13 protein-coding genes are annotated in these 19,619 nt (G+C 71.9%); 6 read left to right on the top strand and 7 right to left on the bottom strand.

What is annotated here, in order from left to right:
* Positions 1-95 precede the first annotated feature (95 nt).
* The 4 genes from ACZ6JY_RS12515 to ACZ6JY_RS12500 form a co-directional block, all read right to left on the bottom strand.
* On the bottom strand, positions 96-1,787 hold the full coding sequence (locus ACZ6JY_RS12515; RefSeq protein WP_469195107.1) for an LCP family protein: 1,692 nt from the start codon (positions 1,785-1,787) through the stop codon (positions 96-98).
* Between the two features lie 86 nt (positions 1,788-1,873).
* Positions 1,874-3,610: an LCP family protein gene (locus ACZ6JY_RS12510; RefSeq protein WP_469195105.1), complete on the bottom strand. Its 1,737-nt coding sequence runs from the start codon at positions 3,608-3,610 to the stop codon at positions 1,874-1,876.
* A gap of 224 nt (positions 3,611-3,834) precedes the next feature.
* Positions 3,835-5,046 carry an LCP family protein gene (locus ACZ6JY_RS12505; RefSeq protein ID WP_469196114.1) on the bottom strand — a complete coding sequence of 404 codons (1,212 nt, stop codon included), beginning with the start codon at positions 5,044-5,046 and terminating at the stop codon, positions 3,835-3,837.
* A gap of 430 nt (positions 5,047-5,476) precedes the next feature.
* Positions 5,477-6,229, bottom strand: coding sequence for a TIGR03089 family protein (locus ACZ6JY_RS12500; protein WP_469195103.1), 753 nt, complete (start codon positions 6,227-6,229; stop codon positions 5,477-5,479).
* A 137-nt stretch (positions 6,230-6,366) separates the two neighbouring features.
* Between ACZ6JY_RS12500 and ACZ6JY_RS12495 the strand changes: the two genes are divergently transcribed.
* From ACZ6JY_RS12495 to ACZ6JY_RS12485, 3 genes are all read left to right on the top strand, one after another.
* Positions 6,367-7,845, top strand: coding sequence for a peptidoglycan recognition protein family protein (locus ACZ6JY_RS12495; RefSeq protein ID WP_469195101.1), 1,479 nt, complete (start codon positions 6,367-6,369; stop codon positions 7,843-7,845).
* A 113-nt stretch (positions 7,846-7,958) separates the two neighbouring features.
* Positions 7,959-9,041 carry a mannose-1-phosphate guanylyltransferase gene (manB, locus tag ACZ6JY_RS12490; RefSeq protein ID WP_469195099.1) on the top strand — a complete coding sequence of 361 codons (1,083 nt, stop codon included), beginning with the start codon at positions 7,959-7,961 and terminating at the stop codon, positions 9,039-9,041.
* Positions 9,042-9,148: 107 nt separating this feature from the next.
* Complete coding sequence (locus ACZ6JY_RS12485; RefSeq protein ID WP_469195097.1) at positions 9,149-10,144, top strand: DNA-3-methyladenine glycosylase family protein; 996 nt, start codon at positions 9,149-9,151, stop codon at positions 10,142-10,144.
* 335 nt (positions 10,145-10,479) lie between these two features.
* On the opposite strand, the gene ACZ6JY_RS12480 is transcribed toward ACZ6JY_RS12485, so the two are convergent.
* The 3 genes from ACZ6JY_RS12480 to ACZ6JY_RS12470 are packed head-to-tail and all read right to left on the bottom strand — an operon-like array spanning position 10,480 to position 13,318.
* A complete protein-coding gene (locus tag ACZ6JY_RS12480) occupies positions 10,480-11,796 on the bottom strand; it encodes a coenzyme F420-0:L-glutamate ligase (protein WP_469195095.1) in 1,317 nt (438 codons plus the stop codon).
* Complete coding sequence (cofD, locus tag ACZ6JY_RS12475) at positions 11,793-12,749, bottom strand: 2-phospho-L-lactate transferase (RefSeq protein ID WP_469195093.1); 957 nt, start codon at positions 12,747-12,749, stop codon at positions 11,793-11,795. Before cofD ends, ACZ6JY_RS12480 begins: the two co-directional genes overlap by 4 nt.
* Before the next feature lie 41 nt (positions 12,750-12,790).
* Positions 12,791-13,318: a cysteine dioxygenase gene (locus ACZ6JY_RS12470; RefSeq protein WP_469195091.1), complete on the bottom strand. Its 528-nt coding sequence runs from the start codon at positions 13,316-13,318 to the stop codon at positions 12,791-12,793.
* 579 nt (positions 13,319-13,897) lie between these two features.
* Here ACZ6JY_RS12470 and ACZ6JY_RS12465 point away from each other — a divergent pair.
* From ACZ6JY_RS12465 to ACZ6JY_RS12455, 3 genes are all read left to right on the top strand, one after another.
* Entirely contained in the window at positions 13,898-14,161 is a 264-nt protein-coding gene (locus ACZ6JY_RS12465) for a WhiB family transcriptional regulator (RefSeq protein WP_016642094.1), read from the top strand.
* Positions 14,162-14,374: 213 nt separating this feature from the next.
* Positions 14,375-18,091: a glycosyltransferase family 2 protein gene (locus ACZ6JY_RS12460; RefSeq protein WP_469195088.1), complete on the top strand. Its 3,717-nt coding sequence runs from the start codon at positions 14,375-14,377 to the stop codon at positions 18,089-18,091.
* Positions 18,088-19,587 (top strand): DUF5719 family protein, encoded by a 1,500-nt coding sequence (locus ACZ6JY_RS12455; RefSeq protein ID WP_469195086.1) that lies wholly within the window; start codon positions 18,088-18,090, stop codon positions 19,585-19,587. The genes ACZ6JY_RS12460 and ACZ6JY_RS12455 overlap by 4 nt, the downstream gene beginning before the upstream one ends.
* Positions 19,588-19,619 lie beyond the last annotated feature (32 nt).

Genomic DNA, 19,619 nt, shown 5'->3' with positions numbered 1-19,619 from the left:
AGGGGGCTTGGGGTGGTTGACCCCACCCCCCCCCCCCCCCCCACCACCCCCCCCCCCCCCCCCCCCCCCCCCCCCCCCCCCCGCGGCCGTCGGTGTCACCAGCTGAAGTTCGGGTCCACCTTCATGCACGCCTTCTTGTCGGAGCCGCTGAGCGCGTCCGCGGACTCCGGCGTGGAGTCGTTCTTCTTCTTCGCCTTGGGCGGCGCGTCGCCCTCGCGCCAGTCGGCGCCGACGACCAGCGTGACCCCGGAGACGTCCGTGGACTTCTTCGCCGAACTGAGCGGAAGGCCCAGGGACTTGGCGACCCGCTGGGCATCGCCCTCCAGGTCGACACTGGGGTAGCGGACGACGGTCTTCGCCTCGGTCAGGGCCGACGTGGTGTCCGGCGTCGCCTTCGCGAAGCCCTTGCCCGCCAGGAGCTGCGCCACCGTGCTCGCCCGGCCGCTGACCGCGGGCTCGGCCGTGGTGCCCGTGCCGTTCTGGACCTGGATCGCTATCCGGTCGTCCGCCGCCGCGGGGTCGTCCGACGGCTTCTCCGCGGCCTTCTTCTTCTTGCCCTTGCCGTCCAGGGAGACGTCGTCGCGGACCAGCCGGAAGAGCTGCTCGGCGTCGCCCGGCTTGGGGATGACGCGCGCGCCGACGTACTCGTACGGCATCGTCGTCATCGTCGTGCGCTCCGGCGAGACCTTCTTCAGCTCGTTGCCCAGGTCGTAGAGCTTCTTGATGCTGCCGAGCCCGTCGTCGACCTTCAGCGCGCTCGTGGCCTCCTCGGCGAGCTTGCGGAGCTGGTTCGGGCTGGTCAGACCGGTGTTCTCGCGGAGCTTGCGGACCAGCGCGTTCATGTACATGTGCTGGGCCTTGGCGCGGCCGATGTCGCTGCCGTCCTCGAAGCCGTAGCGGGTGCGCAGCCACTGGAGCGCCTGCTCGCCCTGGATCTCCGTGGTGCCCTTCTCCAGCTTCAGGCCCGAGCCGTGGCCCTGGCTGTCGCGGGAGTGGATGTTCTTGTCCACGCAGACCGGGACGCCGCCGATGGCGTCGGCCATGGAGACCACACCCGCGAAGTCGACCATCATGAAGTGGTCGATGTGGATGTTGGTGAGCTTCTCCCAGGTGGCGACCGTGCAGCCGGGACCGCCGCGGCCGAGGGACTCGTTCGTCATGTTGCGGGGGCCGGTCTGCTCGTAGACCTTGCCGCTGTCGGGGTCCGTGCACTTGGGGATCTGGAGCAGGGTGTCCCGCGGCATGCTGACCACCGACATGTTGGTGCGGTCGGCCGAGAGGTGCAGCAGCATCTGGACGTCGGCGAGCGGCGGGGAGCCGAACGTGTCCTTCGCGCCGCCGAGCTTCTGGTTCTCCTTGGAGTCCCGCGCGTCCGAGCCGATGAGCAGGATGTTCAGCGGCGTCTGGCCCGCGGCGTTGGGCGTGGGCGCGGGGGCCCGGTGCTCGCCGATGTTCAGGTCGGAGGTCTCAAGGTTGCCGTTGAGGTGCTGGTAGTAGAGGAAACCGGCGCCTGCCGTGCCCAGTATCAGCACCGACAAAATCGTCGCCGACCAGCGCAGCACGCGGCGCTTGGGCTTCGCCGGCCGGGCGCCGCCGCCCGCACCGCGGCGCCGCCGGCCCGCACCGGCCGGTGGCGCGCCGCCGCTCTTCCTCGCGGTGGCGCCGGGGCCGTCCTCAGAACCGTCGGGAGGCGCGTCGCCCTCGTTCGGGCCCTCGTCCCAGCCATGATCACTCGCGTGCGGGGCACGTTTCCTCGCCCCCTCCTTACGCACGCTGCTCTGCCTCATCCCCAGCCCCTCCCCGCCCCAGTCCCGAACTGCGCCCGCTCCGCGACGCCTTGGCCCATTGTTAGACGCAGAACGACCGCTTCAGGTCACTTGGCACAGACAGTCTTGTCTGCTTCAACCTTCTGAATGCCCTCCGGCGCCTTCGTCGGCGGGGCGATGGGCTTCCCCGCGCCCTTGAAGTCGCCGCCGAGCGTCAGCTTCACGGCAGGAAGTCCCTGGGCGTTCTTCTCGCTCTTGCCCGGCTTCAGGGCGGAGCCGGGCAGACCCATGATGTCGGCGAGCCGACGGGCCTGGTCGGCCTCGTCAGGGCCGTACTCGAGCGTCGTCTTCTTGATGACCGCGGGCGCGTTCCCCAGTTGGGTGGACTTCAGCACGCCCTCATTGTTCTGCAGCCACGTGAGAGTTGTCTGAGCGGCGCCGGTCTTGCCGCTGCCGTTGTAGACGTCCACCCGGACCTCGGAGGCGTCGGCCTTGGGGCCCTTGAGGCGGGCGGCCACCTCGGCCTTCTCCTTCTTCTCCTGCTTCTTCACCGCGGTCAGCGACTGGTCGGCGCGCAACATCGCGAACAGCGGGTCCGCCTTGCCGGGGTCGAGCACGACCGTGGTGTGCACCTTCTCGGCCGGGTTGTCGACGACCGGCGTCGTGGCGAAGCTCAGGTTCTTCACGTTGAGCTTGCCGAGCTCCATGCCGAGGTCACGGAGCTTCATGATGTCCCCGATTGTGGAGTCGACCGTGAGCGCCTTGGTGCCCGCCTCGGCGAGGTCGAACATCTTCTTCGGGCTGGTGAGCGTGTCGTTCGACTTCAGCTTGCGCATCAGCGAGCTGAGGAACTGCTGTTGGAGCTCGATCCGGCTCAAGTCGCCGCCGGTGCCCACCGAGTGGCGGGTGCGGACGAACGCGAGCGCCTCCTCGCCGTCCAGGGTGTGCTTGCCCGCGGGCAGCTTGAGGTGGGAGTCGGGGTCGTCGATGTCCTTGGCGAGACAGACGTCCACGCCGCCGACCGCGCTGGAGAGCGTCTTGACCGCGTTGAAGTCCGCCACCATGAAGTGGTCGGGTTTTATCCCCGTGATCTTGGTGACCGTACGCATGGTGCAGCTCGGCGTGCGCTCGCTCTGGCCGAGGCTCTCGTTGAACCGGACGTTCTTCGAGCCGGGGATGGTCTTCGTGCTGCCGTCCTCCTGCGTCGTCGGGCAGTCCGGAATGTCGGTGATCATGTCGCGCGGGATGCTCAACGCGGTGCCGTTCGTACGGTCCTTGGAGACGTGCAGCAGGATCGTCGTGTCGGCGTGGCCGAGGCTGCCCTCGTCGCCGTAGCCCTTGTTGCCGTCACCGCTGCGCTTGTCGGTGCCGATCACCAGGACGTTGATGGCCCGGTCCTTGCTGAAGCCGCCGGTGGACGCGCCGTCGGCGTCGACCGCGTTGATGTTGTCGTTGAGGTGCTGGTAGTAGAGGTACCCGCCCACACACCCTGTGACCAGCAGAAACGCCAACGAGCCGCCGGTCCACACCAGGAGCTTCTTGCCCTTGGACTTCTTCGGCTTCTGCTTGCGTCTGCCGCCCGCGGTCTCCGGCTCCTTGACCCGGCGCCTGCGCTGAGGCGGCACCTCGGGGCGCTCCTCGCGCTCGCGCCGGCGCGGGCTGTCGCCGTTCGGCGCGGAACGGCCGCGGCCTCCCCGGCGGGGCGTCGATCTACGGGGTGCGGGAACCGACGACTGCCCAGCGGAAGGGCTCAGTCGCAGTTCGTAATCACCGGTTTCCGGGTTGAGCACCCACTGGTCCGCGGGATCGATGTTCTCCGCCCGCCCACCGCCTTGCGCGTCCACGGTTGTCTGCGTCCTCCGTCGGGGCCACGCGGCGCCATTCCCCCCTCAAGAAGGCGCCCGGTCATTCATTCAGCGGTGCGCGGCCCACAGGCCCGGCGCACCGGATCGCTCACACTATCCGCCCAGTTCAGCGCCGGACGACGCCGGTGACAAATTCCACTCCCCTACAACTGGGCAATCCGCCCTATTTCTTTGTACGGAGGGGTGTTGCCTTGAGAATCGTTTTACTCGCAGGGAGGCTCGGCGGCCGTATTGCCCTGGAATGTCGGCGCGGGTGACGACGTATGAGTGGGGTCGTCGAGCTTCTCGCCGGTGCCGGTGCCGGTGCCGGTGCCGGTGCCGGTGCCGACGCCGGTTTCGCCCTCGCCCTGGCCCGCGTCCCCCTGCGGGACCACCGCCACGGGGCCGTCGGTGCGGAGCCGGGTGAAGAGTTTCTCCGCGGCGGGCTCGACCAGCTCGTCGCGGTTCGCGTCGTAGATGTACGACTTCCTGGGAACGGTCAGGAACTGCACCCGTTCCGTGGGGATATTGCGCATGCCGCGCACGAGTTGGTACAGACCTCGCAGGCTGGCCAGCGCCGGGTCGGTCGTCAGCGAAGAAGTCGCCGCGTCGAGAACGGGATAGAGCTTCCCCGGATTCAGCAGGACGTCATTGCTCTGGACCTTGTTGACGAGTGCCCCGAGGAACTCCTGCTGCCGGTCCATCCGGTCCGTGTCGCTGCCGTTGCCGAGGCTCTTGCGGGCCCGTACGTAGCCGAGCGCCTGCTCGCCGTCGAGGGTCCGCAGGCCGGGGGCGAGATTCACCTGGGCGTCGGGGTCGGTGATCGGCGCCGTGAGGCAGACCTCGACGCCGTCCACGGCGTCGACCATGTCCTTGAATCCCGCGAAGTCGACGACCATGTGGTGGTCGACGCGGATCCTGGTCAGCTTCTCGACGGTACGGATGGTGCAGGCCGTCCCGCCGAACTCGTACGCGAAGTTGAACTGGGCGAACCGGGGCCGCGTCCGCGAGCCGTCCGACGTGAGGCAGCCGGGGATGTTCACCATCAGGTCCCGCGGGATCGACACGGCGGTCGCGCTCTGCCGGTCGGCGGCCAGGTGCAGCAGGATCGTGGTGTCCGAGCGCTGGGTGCCGGGGTCCCTGCCGTACTTGCGGTTGCCGTCACCCGCGCGCGTGTCGGAGCCGATCACCAGGATGTTCTGCGCGCCGTTGACCAGGGGCGTCGGGCGCTCCTTCTCGTACCGTTCGAGCTCGGCGGCGGCGTCGGTGTCCCTGGTGATGTTGCCGTCGAGCTTCTTGTACGCCGCCCACCCGAGGCCGGCCGCGGCGAGCACCACGACGGACACACCGAGCGCCGCCGAGTGCAGCCAGCGGCGCCTGCGCCGCCCCAGGCCCACCCCGGTGGGGGTCGCGCCCGCGCCGGGCCCCTGCGTCACCCGCTGCTCCGGTGCCCCGTCCTCCGGCCCGCCGGGCGACCCTGCGGTGTCGGTCACGTGTGCGTCCACCCCTCATGGCTGCGTGGCTACGACCTGGTGCGTATCTACGACCATGGCCCGCCGCGCGGCCGGGGGCCTGCGGGCCCGGGGGCGGCGTGGGCCGGACGGGGGAAAAAGGGGGGTGGGTGAGGGGCGTGGGGCGTGGGGCGGGGGTGACATCGAGTGTCGGCCCGGGTCGGCCCGGGTCGGCGTCTGTCGGCCCGGGCCGGCGTCGTGCGTCAGCTGGGGCCGGCGTGCTGGGGTCGACGCCGTGCGTCAGGCCGCGCCCGGCGTGTCGCGCCGGCCTCCGGCCGACGCCACGTCAGCAGCGGCCGACGCCACGTCAGCCGGGGCCGGTGGCGCAGGGGGCCGCCCGTGGTCGGCGTCGGGCTCAGACCGCGGTCGACGTGACGCGTTCCGTCTCGATGCGCTTCGCGAGGCTGTCCTCGGGGAGTTGGTCGAGGTTGCGGCAGAGGACCACGGAGCCGCCCGACGCGAGTGCCGCGTAGAGCCCGGCGCTCAGGCCCCGCCAGTCGGTGTACGGCAGGCCGGACAGCACGCGCGAGCCGGGGCCGAGCCCCTGCCCCGACGCGTCGGCGCGGGCCCGCTCCACGATCTCGGCACCGGTCAGCTCCTCCCCGTCGACCGCGAGGGCGGCCCCCGCCGGGTCGACGGGGGCGAAGGGCACGAACTGGTCCCCCTGCCCCGGCACCTCGACCGCGTAGTCGGCGAAGCCCTCGGGCGGCTGCGGGAAACGCCCGCCGAGCGGCCGCAGCGCGAGCGCGACACGCTCCCCGGAGCAGGCGCGCGCGACGTCCAGCGTCTCGGGCCCGCTGACGACGAGGTCCGCCGCGGCCGGGGCGCCGCCCACGTCCGCGACCACGCCCACCGACGAACAGGCGAGCAGCCAGACGGCCGTCTGCCAGTGCGCGGGCAGCAGCAGCGCGACCCGGTCGCCGGGCTCGGCGGCGAGGTCGCCCTGAAGCAGATTGGCGGTCTTGGCCACCCAATTGGCGAAGGTGGCCACGGACAATTCCACGCGCTCGCCCGTGGCGTCGTCGTAGAAGGTGACCAGAGGGCGGCCCGGATCCGCGGCGAGCGCGGATCGCAGCAGGTCGGCAGGGGTGCGGTCGTTGGCGTTCACGGGCGCAAGAGTACGCGGACACCTCGGCGCCCATCGGCGTGGCGGAGGAGCGGAGAACACCGGAACGGCCCTTCTGGCCGATGGTCCGTCAAATCCCCAATGGACATATATGTCCCACATTGAGGAACATCACTTGTATGCGTGGATTCCTTGCTTCCTCGATCGGCGTCGCGTGCGCGGCCGCCCTGGCCCTGCCCCTCACCCTGCCGACGTCCGACGCCCGGGCGTCGACGCCCGGCGTTCCGCCGCCCGCCGGGCCCGCCGGGCCCGCCGCGGAGGCGGTCCCCGGCAGCACCCAGTCGCTCCCGCTCGGCCCGCTCCGCTCCGAGCGCTCCCTCGGCCCCACGGAGGTGCGCGAACAAGGCCTGACCCGGCGCGACGTACACCCGTACTCCCTGGTCGGTGTCGTCTGGGACGACCCGGAAGACGAACTGCACGGGACCGTCCAGGTCCGCACCCGGCCGACCGGCGGCTCCGCCTGGTCGGGCTGGCAGGACGTCGAGACGCACAACCACGAACACGCGGCCGACCCGGAGGCCACCGAGCGCGCCATGGGCCGGGTACGTGGTTCGACGGCACCGCTGTGGGTCGGTGACTCCGACGGCGTGGAGATCCGCGTCCGCCCGGAGCCCGCCACCGGCGCGCACCGCGCCGCGGCTCCCGCCCTGCCCGGCGGCCTGCGTCTCGAACTGGTCGCCCCCGGAGACGAGACCCCGCCCGAGGGCACCACCCCGGGCAACACGGTCCAAGGCGCCTTGTCGCTGGGCGTCCTGCCCGAGGTGTCGAAGATCTCCGCCGGTCTGACCGCCGAGTCCGCCGCGGCGTCGGCCGTGAACAAGGAGCTCGCCCATCTCGGCGCCTCCGTGATCCCGGAACTGACGAAGCAGCAGACCGTGGCGGACCTGCTCGCGCCGGGCAAGCAGACGGGCAAGCAGACAGGAAAGCAGACGGGCAAGCCCGCGACAGGCAAGCCCGCGGCAGGCAAGCCCGACGCGGACAAGGCCAAGCCCTACATCGGCCCACGCCCGCGCATCGTCACCCGCAAGGGCTGGGGCGCGGACGAGAAGCTGCGCGAGAAGAACTTCGGGTACACCAAGACGGTGAAGGCCGCCTTCCTGCACCACACCGCTTCGGGCAACAACTACACCTGCGCACAGGCTCCGTCCGTGCTCCGCAGCATCTACCGCTACCACGTCAAGAGCAGCGGCTGGCGCGACCTCGGCTACAACTTCGCGATCGACAAGTGCGGAAACATCTACGAAGGCCGTGCCGGAGGTGTGGCCAAGCCGGTCCTCGGGGCCCACACTCTCGGTTTCAACACCAACACCACCGGGATCGCCGTCATCGGCTCGTACAGCACCGTCAACCCGCCGAAGGCGGCCGTGAGCGCCGTCTCCCGTCTGGCGGCCTGGAAGCTCGGACTGCACGGGCGCAATCCGAACGGCACCACCACCCTGAAGTCCGGCGGTGGCAATCTGTACAAGAAGGGCGCGAACGTCCGGTTCCGGGTGATCTCCGGTCACCGGGACGGATTCGCCACGGCATGTCCGGGCGCCCGCCTGTACAAGAAGCTCGGCACGACCCGGTCAACCTCGGCCCGCCTCCAGGGCCGCTGAGGCCGGCCGCACGGCACCAATCGCACTATCTGCACGATCTGCACAGCCGTCTGCATACACTGGCCGGCCGAAACTCAAGTTCGGCCGGCCCCAGCAGGAAGCAGAGACGACAGGTGACAGAAGCGATCCTCCTGGTCGGCGGCAAGGGAACCCGGCTCCGACCCCTCACGGTCCACACCCCCAAGCCGATGGTTCCGGCGGCGGGCGTCCCGTTCCTCACCCACCAGCTCGCGCGGGCCCGCGCGGCGGGCGTGGAACACATCGTCCTCGCCACCTCCTACCTCGCCGAGGTCTTCGAGCCGTACTTCGGCGACGGCTCGGAACTCGGCCTCCACATCGAGTACGTCACGGAGACCGAACCACTCGGCACGGGCGGCGCCATCCGCAACGTGGCGTCGCGGCTGCGCTCGGCTCCCGACGAACCGGTCCTGATCTTCAACGGCGACATCCTCACGGGCCTGGACATCCGCGCCCTCGTCGACACCCACGAGACGTCCGGCGCCGACGTCTCCCTCCACCTGACCCGGGTCGATGACCCCAGGGCGTACGGCCTGGTCCCCACCGATCCGACCGGCAGGGTCACGGCCTTCCTGGAGAAGCCGCAGACCCCGGAGGAGATCGTCACCGACCAGATCAACGCCGGCGCGTACGTCTTCCGGCGCTCGGTCATCGACACGATCCCCGCGGGCCGCCCCGTCTCGGTCGAACGCGAGACCTTCCCCGACCTGCTCTCCTCCGGCGCCCATCTCCAGGGAATGGTCGACTCGACGTACTGGCTCGACCTGGGCACGCCCCAGGCGTTCGTACGCGGCTCCGCCGACCTCGTCCTCGGCCGTGCCCCGTCCCCGGCGGTCCCGGGCCGCTGCGGCGAGTACCTGGTCCTGCCGGGCGCCTCGGTCGCCCCCGACGCCAAGCTGACCGGCGGCACGGTGATCGGCGCGGACGCCCGGATCGGCGAGGGCGCCCGGATCGCGGGCAGCGCGGTCCTGGCCGGCGCGGTCGTCGAACCGGGAGCGGTGATCACCGACTCCCTGATCGGCGCGGGCGCGCGGATCGGCGCCCGTTCGGTGCTCGCGGGAGCGGTCATCGGCGACGCGGCGACCGTCGGCGCCGACAATGAACTCCGCGACGGCGTACGCATCTGGTGCGACGCCAGGCTGCCGCAGGGAGCGGTCCGCTTCTCCTCGGACCAGTAGGAGCAAGTGGTCAGTGAGACCACGTGACGAGTGAGAGCACGAACAGCGGCCTCCGGGCGCGGCCAACCGGCCCGCGTCTCGGCCGCTGCCCCGTTACCCTCGTACAAATGTCGTCCCGTTTCGCCCCGCGCCCCACTCGCACCTCGGTGCGCGGTGGCGGGACGGCTGTACCCGGGGGAGTGCCGCGCCAGGACTCCGCGCCCCGGAGCCGTACGTGGCAGCCGCCCTTCCCGCTGGACCTCGGCCTGACTCTGGGCCCCCTGCGGCGGGGCCCGGGAGACCCGACCTTCCGTACGGCCCCCGACGGCTCGGTGTGGCGCGCGAGCCGCACGCCCGAGGGCCCGGGGACGCTACGGGTGGCGATGCGCTCCGGCACGGTGGAGGCCGAGGCCTGGGGCGAGGGAGCGGACTGGCTCCTGGCCCACCTCCCCACCCTCCTCGGCGAGGCGGACGACCCCGCGGCCTTCGAACCCCGCCACCGCCTGGTCGCGGCCTCGGCCCGCCGCCGCCCCGGCCTGCGCCTGGTGCGCTCGGGCCTGGTCCTGGAATCCCTGATCCCCTCCGTCCTGGAACAGAAGATCACCGTGGAGGAGGCCTACCGGGCCTGGCGCCTCCTGGTCCGCGGCCACGGAGAGCGGGCCCCTGGGCCCCATGCGGACCTGTACGTGATGCCGGCGCCCCGCACCTGGGCGCTGATCCCTTCCTGGGAGTGGCACAGGGCGGGCGTGGACGACAAGCGGGCGTCGACGGTCCTGCGTGCGGTACGGGTGGCGCGGCGCCTGGAGGAGGCGGCGGAGATGGAACCGCCGCAGGCCCGGAGCCGCCTGGAGCTGATCCCGGGCATCGGCCCCTGGACCTCCTCGGAAACGGTGCAGCGCACCAACGGGGCCCCCGACGCGGTGACGGTGGGCGACCTCCACCTCCCGGGCATCATCGGCCACGCCCTGGCGAACAACCGGGAGGCGGACGACGAAGAGATGCTGCGCCTCCTGACCCCCTACGAGGGCCAACGCCACAGAGCGGCCCGCCTGATTCTCCTGACGGGCCACACCCCACCCCGAAGAAAACCCAAAATGCCAAGAACAAACATCGCCCTACTCTGAGCCCCCCGCCAAGCCCCCCGCCAAGCCCACCGCCCGCCCCACCCGCCCAGGGGCGCGGGGAACGGCGCAAAAAACGACGACATCCCGCACCCAGGAACCGGGCGAAGCCAGGCAGATCCAGGGGCGCGGGGAACGGCGCAAAAAAGCAAAGGACGGCCCGCACCCAAGAACCCGGCGAAGCCACGCACTCCCAGGGGCGCGGGGAACGGCGCAAAAAACGAAGAACACCCGCACCCAAGAACCCAGAGAAGCCACGCACAGCCAGAGCCACGGGCCCCGCCGCGAACACCCAACGACGGCCCGAGGCCAAACGGCCGCCCAAGGCCAGAGGCCAGCTACCGCACGGCCAAGAAGCCGTCCAGGCCCCGCACCCCCCGAGCCGGAGGCGCAACCGCCGGATGCCCCACGGCCACCGCCCCCATCGGCTCCCACGAGGCCGGCAGCCCAAGCACCTCCCGTACGACATCCCGGCAGAACATCGTCGAAGAGACCCAGGCGGAGCCAAGCCGCTCCCCGGCCAGCGCGACGAGAAGGTTCTGCACCCCGGCCCCGGCCGAGACGACGAACATCTCCCGCTCGGCAGCGTCCCGCCGAGCGTCCCCGTACGCATGGGCCCCGTCCATGACCATGCAGGGCACCACGAGATAGGGAGCCTTCCGCAGCACGTCCCCCCGCCGCACCCGCCGAGCGATCGCCTCCTCGGACTTCCCGTCCCGCCGCAGGTCCGCGACCCACGCGTCCCGCATCGCGTCGAGCAGCCCGACCCGAGAAGAGGCGGACTCCAGAAGCACGAACCGCCACGGCGTCGTGTGATGCGGCGCGGGCGCCGTGACCGCCGCGGCGACGGCCCTGCGCACGGCCTCCGGATCGACCTCCTGGTCCGTGAACTCCCGCACGGTCCGACGGAGCGTCACCGCCTCCCGCACGGCTTCGGACGTCCCGAGCCGGAACATGTCGTCCCGCGCGTCACGCACCAGCGCCCGCGCCCCCACGTCGGCCTCGGCCTCGGCCCCCGTGGAGCCGACGACATGCGGCAGCCCTCGTACGACCGCGACGGGCAGCCCCGCGGCCTTGCCCTTGACGAGGTCCCCCGCGGCGGCCAGCTCGTCGGCGGTGGCGACGACGGTCGCGGTCAGCGGATTGCCGTACGCGTCGGTCCCGCCCCGCAGGTCGTCGAGGACCCGCACCCCGGCCGCCCCGATGGCGACGTCGGTGAGCCCGGCGCGCCAGGGCCGCCCGAAGGTGTCGGTGACGACGACTCCGACGTCCACGCCCAGCGCGTCCCGCACCCCTTCCCGCACGGCGCGGGCCGAGGCGTCGGGGTCCGAAGGCAGCAGAAGCACCGTCCCCGACGGCGTGTTCGAGGCGTCGACCCCGGCGGCCGCCATCACGAGCCCCTGCCGGTTCTCCACGATCCGCAGGGACCCGCGGCGCGCCACGACCCGTACGGTCTCCGCGTCGATGGCCGCCTCGCGGTCGCCCGCATCGACGACCCGCCCCTCGGCCTTGCTGACGATCTTGGAGGTGACGATGAGCACGTCCCCGTCGGCGAGGCCCGGCTCGGCCGCGACGATCATCTTGGCGAGGTCGTCGCCCCGCCGCACCTCGGGGAGTCCGGGGACGGCCCAGACGCGGTAGGACGGCGACGTCACGCCCGCACCTCCGAGGCGAGGGCGAGGGCCTGGCGGGCCATCTCCGCGGCGGCGTCGAGGTCGGTCATCATCAGCGGTATGGCGCGGCACCGGATGCCTGCGCTCTCCACCCGCTCCACCGACTTCTCGTCGACGGTGTCGACGAGCCAGCCGTCCAGGAGGCCGCTGCCGTAGTGCTCGGCGACGGCGGCGGCGCTGGTCTCCACGCCGACGGCGGCGAGCACCTTGTCGGCCATGCCCCGCACGGGCGAGTCGCCCACGATGGGGGAGAGCCCGACGACCGGCACGCCCGCATCAGCGATGGCCTCGCGGATGCCGGGCACGGAGAGGATCGTCCCGACGCTCACCACGGGGTTCGACGGCGGGAAGAGCACGACGTCGGCCTCGGCGATGGCCTCCAGGACGCCGGGCGCGGGCTTCGACTGCTCGGCGCCGACGGGCACCACGGCATGCGCGTCCACGGAGGCGCGCAGACGCACCCAGTACTCCTGGAAGTGCACGGCCTTCTGCTCGCCGTCGACCGTGACGGCCACGTGGGTCTCGACGCGGTCGTCGGACATCGGGATGAGCCGCACCCCGGGCCGCCACCGCTCGCAGAGCGCCTGCGTGACGGCGCTGAGCGGATATCCGGCGCCCAGCATCTGCGTACGGACGATGTGCGTGGCGAAGTCGCGGTCGCCGAGCCCGAACCACTCGGGTCCGACGCCGTACGCCGCGAGCTCTTCCTTGACCTTGAACGTCTCGTCCGTACGCCCCCAGCCCTGTTCTTCGTTGATGCCGCCGCCGAGCGTGTACATCACGGTGTCCAGGTCGGGGCAGACCTTCAGCCCGAACAGGTGGATGTCGTCACCGGTATTGCCGATGACCGTGATGTCCGCGTCGGGCGCGGCCTTCTTGAGGCCGCGGAGGAAACGGGCGCCGCCGATGCCGCCGGCCAGAACCACAATGCGCATGCGTCCAGCATGTCAGGCGGGTACGACAGTCCGTCAGGCGGTCACGACATCCCCGCTGATGTCGTCGCTGATGTCGTCGGCGATGTCGCCCGCGTGGCGGCGCACTGCGCGGCGTGCATCGGCATCTCGGTCAGGCCGGGGGAGTAGACGTGCAGGCTGACGGCCGGTTCGAGGGAGTCGTTGACGACCTCGTGGACGTAACCCGGCGCGAAGACGCGCTGCGCGCCGGCCGCGAGCGCCTTCGCGCCCCGCTCCGTGCGCTCGGTCAGCTCCCCGTCGAGGACGGTGAGCACGCCGGACGAGCGCCCGTGGCCGTGCGCGCCGCTGCCCTGTCCCGGCACCCAGGAGAGCAGCCACACCTCGTAGCCCGGCCCGGTGCGCAGGCGGTGGTACCAGCGGGTGACGGCGTCGTACTGGACGAGGTGCTCCCACTGGGAGCGGTCGGCGGCGATGGCGCGGGCCAGGCCGACGAACTCGGCCACGGTCTGGGGGTGCTCGCGGGCGGGCTGAAGGAGGTGGGGGACCTCAAGGAGGTCGCCGGCGATCTGGAGGTCGCTGTCGCTGTTCATCGTGCGGTGGTTCCTCAACGTGAGAGTGCTGGGAATGTCAGCGGGCTCGAAGGTCCTACCGGCAGAGGGCTCTGCCCGGCAGAAGGCTCTACAGCTGGAAGGGATCAACAGCTGGAGCAGGAACAGCAACAGCGCGCGTGGGCAGCGTCGACGGAGCCGCTGGTGCGGGTCATCGAAAGAGCCAGGTTCGCGAGCATGCCCACCAGAACAGCGGCTCACACCTCCGGTGTCAACTCACTGTCCGTTATGTGAGACATGTTTCACCTCATCCGGTTCATCTGTCAGGTGAAAGGTTTGTGCACCCGGCTCTCCGGACACATGGCGCAGCAACCGGCACTCAAACATGCACGTCTTCACGGATGGATGTGGCGAGTGTCGGGGGCCGCTGGCGGGCGCGATGATTTATCCCGATTTGAACACTTTCCGCAAAGCCTTGGTTCCGCAGAGTGAATAAGGGGCCCAATAGCAGATCTCGGCTTGACTGGCCCGGATCGGCACACTTGTAATTTCACTCGTGTCGTTCAGCCGAAATCGGTAGCGGCAGCACCACGGGGACGCACAGACAGACGAGGGGCGCAGATGACCGAGCTGGTTCAGGAACTGCTGGTCGAGGACGCGGACGAGGAACTCGGCTGGCAGGAGCGCGCGCTGTGCGCCCAGACCGACCCCGAGTCCTTCTTCCCCGAGAAGGGCGGCTCCACGCGCGAGGCCAAGAAAGTCTGCCTCGCCTGTGAGGTCCGCTCCGAGTGTCTCGAATACGCGCTCGCCAATGACGAGCGTTTTGGTATCTGGGGCGGCCTCTCGGAGCGCGAGCGCCGCCGGCTGAAGAAGGCCGCGGTCTGACGCGTCAGCGCACATACGCACGTGCCACCGACGAATTCGGCACACATCTCCGTCAAACAATCCATGACCAACGGCCCGTCACCCTGGGGTTATCCACAGGCGGCGGGCCGTCCTGTTGTCAGCCGTTAGTGTGGGGCCCCGTCCGAGACGCCCCGGCGCCCCCGCAGGGCGCAGGCGTTTACCGCAGTCCATCGAACCGGGGCCCGTACCTCGATGTCCGTGCACAGCCATCCGGCAGCCCACCACGACGCTGCCGCCCCTGAGTTCCCGCGGCACGTCGTGACCGCCGTCCTGGTCACCCACGACGGCGCTCGCTGGCTGCCCGACGCCCTGGCCGGGCTGCTCGGCCAGGAGCGGCCCGTGCAGCACGCCGTGGCCGCCGACACCGGCAGCGCGGACGACTCCGCCCGCCTCGTCACCGAGGCCCTCGGCCCCGACCAGGTGCTGCACCTCGCCCGGCGCTCCGGCTTCGGCACCGCCGTCGAGGAGGCCGTCCGCGCCGCCCGGGTGCTGACCCCCGAAGAGCTGCCGTACCTCAAGCGGCCCAGCGGCTGGGACCCGGTCACCAGATCCTGGCGCGACGACGCCTACGACCTGCCCGAACTGCCGCACGGCGAGCCGGTGCAGTGGCTCTGGCTGCTGCACGACGACTGCGCGCCCGAGCCCGAGGCCCTCACCGAACTGCTGCGCGCCGTGGAGAACGAACGCGAGCTCGGCAAGGACGTCGCCGTCGTCGGCCCCAAGCTCCGCGGCTGGTACGACCGCAGGCAGCTCCTGGAAGTCGGCGTCTCCATCGCCAACAGCGGCCGCCGCTGGACCGGTCTCGACCGGCGCGAGCAGGACCAGGGCCAGCACGACCACGTCCGGCCCGTCCTCTCCGTCTCCACCGCGGGCATGCTGATCCGCCGGGACGTGTACGAACAGCTCGGCGGCTTCGACCGCCGCCTGCCGCTGATGCGCGACGACGTCGACCTGTGCTGGCGCGCGCACGCCGCGGGCCACCGCGTCCTGGTCGCCCCCGACGCCGTCGTGCGGCACGCCGAGGCCTCCTCGCGCGAGCGCCGCACCGTCGACTGCGTCGGCCGCACCGCGACGTCGCCGCACCGCGTGGACAAGGCGGGCGCCGCCTACACCCTGCTCGTCAACGCCCGTTCCGCCGTGCTGCCCTGGGTGCTCGTCAGAATCGTCCTCGGCACGCTCCTGCGCACGTTCGTGTACCTCGTCGGCAAGGCGCCCGGACAGGCCCTCGACGAGATCACGGGCCTTTTGACCACGCTCCTGCGGCCCGGGCGGATCCTGAACGCCCGCAAGCAGCGCGGCAGATCCGCGCTGGACGCCGGCGAGCTGCGGGCCCTGTTCCCGCCGCCCGGCGCGACCGTGCGGGCCACGGTCGAACAGACCGCGGGAAGCCTCTTCGGCAGCTCGGACGCCGAAGCCCCCGCGGGCGCGGGACGGCACGGCGTCGTCGAGTCAGGACCCGGCGGGGACGACGCCGACTTCCTGGAGATCGAGCAGTTCGCCCGCCTCAAGCGCATCGCCCGCAAACCGGGACCGATGCTCTTCGTCGTACTGCTGTTCATCTCGCTCATCGCCTGCCGCGCCCTGCTCGGCAGCGGCGCCCTCGCAGGCGGCGCCCTGCTGCCCGCGCCCGCCGACTCCTCAGAGCTGTGGGCGCGCTATCTGGACGGCTGGCACGCCGTCGGCACGGGCGGCACCCAGCCCGCGCCTCCCTACCTCGCGCTCGTCGCGGCCCTCTCCTCGCTCCTCCTCGGCTCCACCGGGCTCGCCGTCACCGTGCTGCTCGTCGCCTCGGTGCCGCTGGCGGGCTTCGCCGCGTACTTCGCCTCCCGACCGCTCGTCACCTCGCGGCTGCTGCGAGCCTGGGCCTCGGTCGCCTACGCCCTCCTGCCCGCCGCCACGGGCGCGCTCGCGGGCGGGCGGATCGGCACCGCGGTCCTCGCCGTCCTGCTGCCGCTCATCGCGCGTGCGGGCATCGCGGCGAGCGGCCTCGCGACGTCGGGTGACGCCCGCGGCACCTGGCGCGCCACCTGGGCGTACACACTGCTGCTGACCCTCGCCACGGCCTTCACGCCGGTCGTCTGGCCGATCGCCCTGGTGCTCGGCCTCGGGCTCCTCGTGGTGCACCGCGGCGACATCGTGGCCTACGGACTGCGCTTCCTCGCCGCGCTCGGCACCCCGCTGCTCGTCCTCGCGCCCTGGTCGCTCTCGCTGCTGCCCTTCGGCTTCTTCACGGAGGCCGGCCTGGAGTTCGGCACCGGCTCCGCGACCGCGCGGGACCTGCTCGGCGCAAGCCCCGGCGGCCCCGGCACCGTGGACGGACTGCTGCTCATCGGCATCGTCCTCGCCGCGCTCGGCGCCCTGCTCCGCACCGAACGGCAGCGCGCGGTCCGCACCGCCTGGTGCGCCGCCCTGGTCTCGCTGGTCTTCGCCGCCCTGTCGAACGCCTCGGCCTGGGCCGGACCCGCCACCCTGGCCTACGGCATCGCGCTCCTCGCCGCCGCCGCGCTCGGCGCCGACGGGGCACGCGCGCGTGTCGCCGAACAGAGCTTCGGCTGGCGCCAGCCGGTGGCCGCGCTCATCGCGTTCGCCGCGGCGGCAGGACCGCTGCTCGTCGCCGCCGGATGGATGATCCGCGGCGCCGACGGCCCGCTGGAGCGGCGGGACCCGGTGCAGGTGCCCGCGTTCGTCGCCGAGGAGAGCGGCACCCAGGACCAGGCCCGCACCCTCGTGCTCGACAGTGAGTCGGCCGCCGAGGTGTCGTACACGCTGGCCCGCGGCTCGGGCGCCCGGCTCGGCGACGCCGAACTGGCCGCGGCGGCCGGTGCCGACGACAAGCTCGACAGGACCGTCGCCCGCCTCGTCGCGGGCTCCGGCGCCGACCAGGCAGACCAGCTCGGCGGCTTCGCCGTGCGCTACGTCCTCGTACGCGAAGGCGCGCCCCGGCAGATGAGCCGCACCCTGGACGCGACGCCCGGCCTGACCCGGCTCAGCCAGGAGGACGGCAGCGCCCTGTGGCGTGTGGACCGGCAGGTCTCCCGCGCCGCCATCGTCACGAAGGAGGGCGACCCCGAGCCCGTCGCCGCGGGGCCCGTGGAACTGCACACGAAGATCCCCTCGGGCGATCCGGGCCGCGTGCTGCGGCTCGCCGACTCGGCCGCCCCCGGCTGGACGGCGACCCTCGACGGCCGCCCGCTCACCCGGACCACCGTGGACGGCTGGGCCCAGGGCTTCGAACTGCCCACCGCGGGCGGCCGGCTCGACGTCACCTATGACGTGCCGATCGGCCACACCGCCTGGCTGTGGGCGCAGGGCGCGTTCGCCGTCGTCCTCGTCGTGCTCGCCCTGCCGGGACGCCGCCGTGACGTCGACGACGACCTGCCGGAGGAGCCCGTGATCCCCGCCCAGGCGGTCGAGGGCGAGGGCCGCAGGGCGCGCAGGCTGCGGGCCCAGAGCGAGCAGGCGGCGCAGGAGACCGGCGCGGACGTACCGCCTCCGCCCGCCTACGAAGGCACGCCCCCAGAGGGATGGGGCGCGCCGGTGCAAGAGGGCCAGCAGCAGTACCAGGGAGACCAGTACTCACCCGGGGCGTACGAACAGCAGGCCCCCCAGGCGGACGCGTACCAGCCGGAGACCTATCAGCCGGAGACTTACCAGCCGGAGACCTATCAGCCGGAGACCTATCAAGGCGGGCAAGAGGTCTACCAGAACGGCCAGTACGACCCATACGCCTCCTACGGCGCGCAGCAGTACGGCGGCGGACAGCAGTACGAAGGTGCCCAGCAGTACGAAGGTGCCTACGGAGACCCGTACGAGCAGCAGCGGCCTCCGATGCCACCTCCGATGCCGCCCCCGCCCCCGCAGCCGCCCCACGGCACCGACAGTGAGCGCCCCGACGGGAGCCAGCAGTGAACCGCACCACCCAGTCCCTCATCGCCGTGGTCGTCGCCCTCGGCGCCGTCACCGGGTACGCCGCGTCGACCGGCACCGGCACCGGCGGCGCGGACGACGGAAAGGCGAAGGCCGCCACGCGGCTGCCCGTCGAGCGGACCAGCCTGCTCTGCCCGGTGCCCAGCGGCTCCGACCTCGCCGAGACGACGTACACCGCGTACACCCCGAAGTCGAGCGGCACCGAGGGCACGGGCAAGGCGGAGCTCGTGCCGGTCCACAAGCAGCTCACGGACGCCCCCGAAAAGGAGAGCGAGGGCAAGGACGCCAAGCCCCTGCTGACCCAGAAGAAGCAGGGCGAGGCGGTCGGCGGCGAGCAGTCGGGCGCCGAGTCGCCCGCGCTCATCGGCACCGCCGACGGCCCGCTCGCCCCCGGCTGGACCGTCCAGCAGACCACCACGTACGCGGCGGGCAGCGGTCGCGGCGCCCAGGGCACCAACTGCACCGCACCCGACACCGACTTCTGGTTCCCCGGCGCCAGCTCGGCCAAGGACCGCAGCGACTACATCCACCTGACGAACCCGGACGACTCCGCGGCCGTCGTCGACGTCGAGCTGTTCGGCCCGGACGGCGCGGTCACCTCCGAGGTGGGCGAGAACATCCAGGTCCAGCCGCACTCCAGCATCCCGGTGCTGCTCTCCACGCTCGCCGACAAGGCGTATCCGAACCTCACGATGCACGTGACCGCGCGCAGCGGCCGGATCGCGGCGGCCGTGCAGTCCTCCGACGAGAAGCTCGGCGGCGACTGGCTGCCCGCGGCGGCCGACCCGGCGAGCGACGCGGTCCTGCCCGGCATCCCGAAGGACGCCACCTCGGTGCGCCTCGTCGCCTTCGCGCCCGGCTCCGAGGACGCGGACCTGAAGATCCAGCTCGCCTCGCCGACCGGCACGATCACCCCGGCCGGAAACGAGACCCTGCACGTCAAGGGCGGCATGACGGCCGCCGTCGACCTCGACGACCTCACCAAGGGAGAGGCCGGTTCGCTGCTGCTCTCGCCGACCGACAAGGCGGTGCCCGTGGTGGCCGCCCTGCGCGTCACCCGAGGCAAGGGCACCCGTCAGGAGACGGCGTTCATCCCGGCGACCGCGGCGGTCGCCGCGCGGGCGACGGTCGCCGACAACCGCGCCAAGGGATCGACGCTCTCCCTGGTGGCCCCCGAGAAGTCGGCCAAGGTGAAGGTGACGGCCTCGGCCGGCACCGAGGGCGGCTCGCCGGCCACGAAGACGTACACGGTCAAGGGCGGCACGACCCTGGACGTCGACCCGCCGAAGCCGCAGGGCCTGAAGGGCACGTACGCCCTCACGGTCGAGACGGTCTCCGGTGGCCCGGTGTACGGCTCGCGGATGCTGGCCCTGCCCGAGAGCGGCATCCCCATGTTCACCGTCCAGACGCTGCCGGACGACCGGGGGACCGTCCTGGTGCCCGAGGCGGAGCGGGATCTGACGGTGCTGCAGAAGTGAGCCGCGGGGAGGGGCGCGGCCGTCAGTCCTCG

It is taken from the genome of Streptomyces sp. NPDC046335 (genome assembly GCF_055587985.1).
This window is presented reverse-complemented; position numbering and strand designations above follow the sequence as displayed.

Excerpts from the sequence above, each read along its gene's own strand:
- ACZ6JY_RS12515 (WP_469195107.1), bottom strand. The coding sequence starts at position 1,787 with ATGAGGCAGAGCAGCGTGCGTAAGGAGGGGGCGAGGAAACGTGCCCCG.
- ACZ6JY_RS12495 (WP_469195101.1), top strand. The coding sequence starts at position 6,367 with ATGCGTGGATTCCTTGCTTCCTCGATCGGCGTCGCGTGCGCGGCCGCC.
- ACZ6JY_RS12485 (WP_469195097.1), top strand. The coding sequence starts at position 9,149 with ATGTCGTCCCGTTTCGCCCCGCGCCCCACTCGCACCTCGGTGCGCGGT.
- cofD (WP_469195093.1), bottom strand. The coding sequence starts at position 12,749 with ATGCGCATTGTGGTTCTGGCCGGCGGCATCGGCGGCGCCCGTTTCCTC.
- ACZ6JY_RS12470 (WP_469195091.1), bottom strand. The coding sequence starts at position 13,318 with ATGAACAGCGACAGCGACCTCCAGATCGCCGGCGACCTCCTTGAGGTC.
- ACZ6JY_RS12465 (WP_016642094.1), top strand. The coding sequence starts at position 13,898 with ATGACCGAGCTGGTTCAGGAACTGCTGGTCGAGGACGCGGACGAGGAA.
- ACZ6JY_RS12460 (WP_469195088.1), top strand. The coding sequence starts at position 14,375 with ATGTCCGTGCACAGCCATCCGGCAGCCCACCACGACGCTGCCGCCCCT.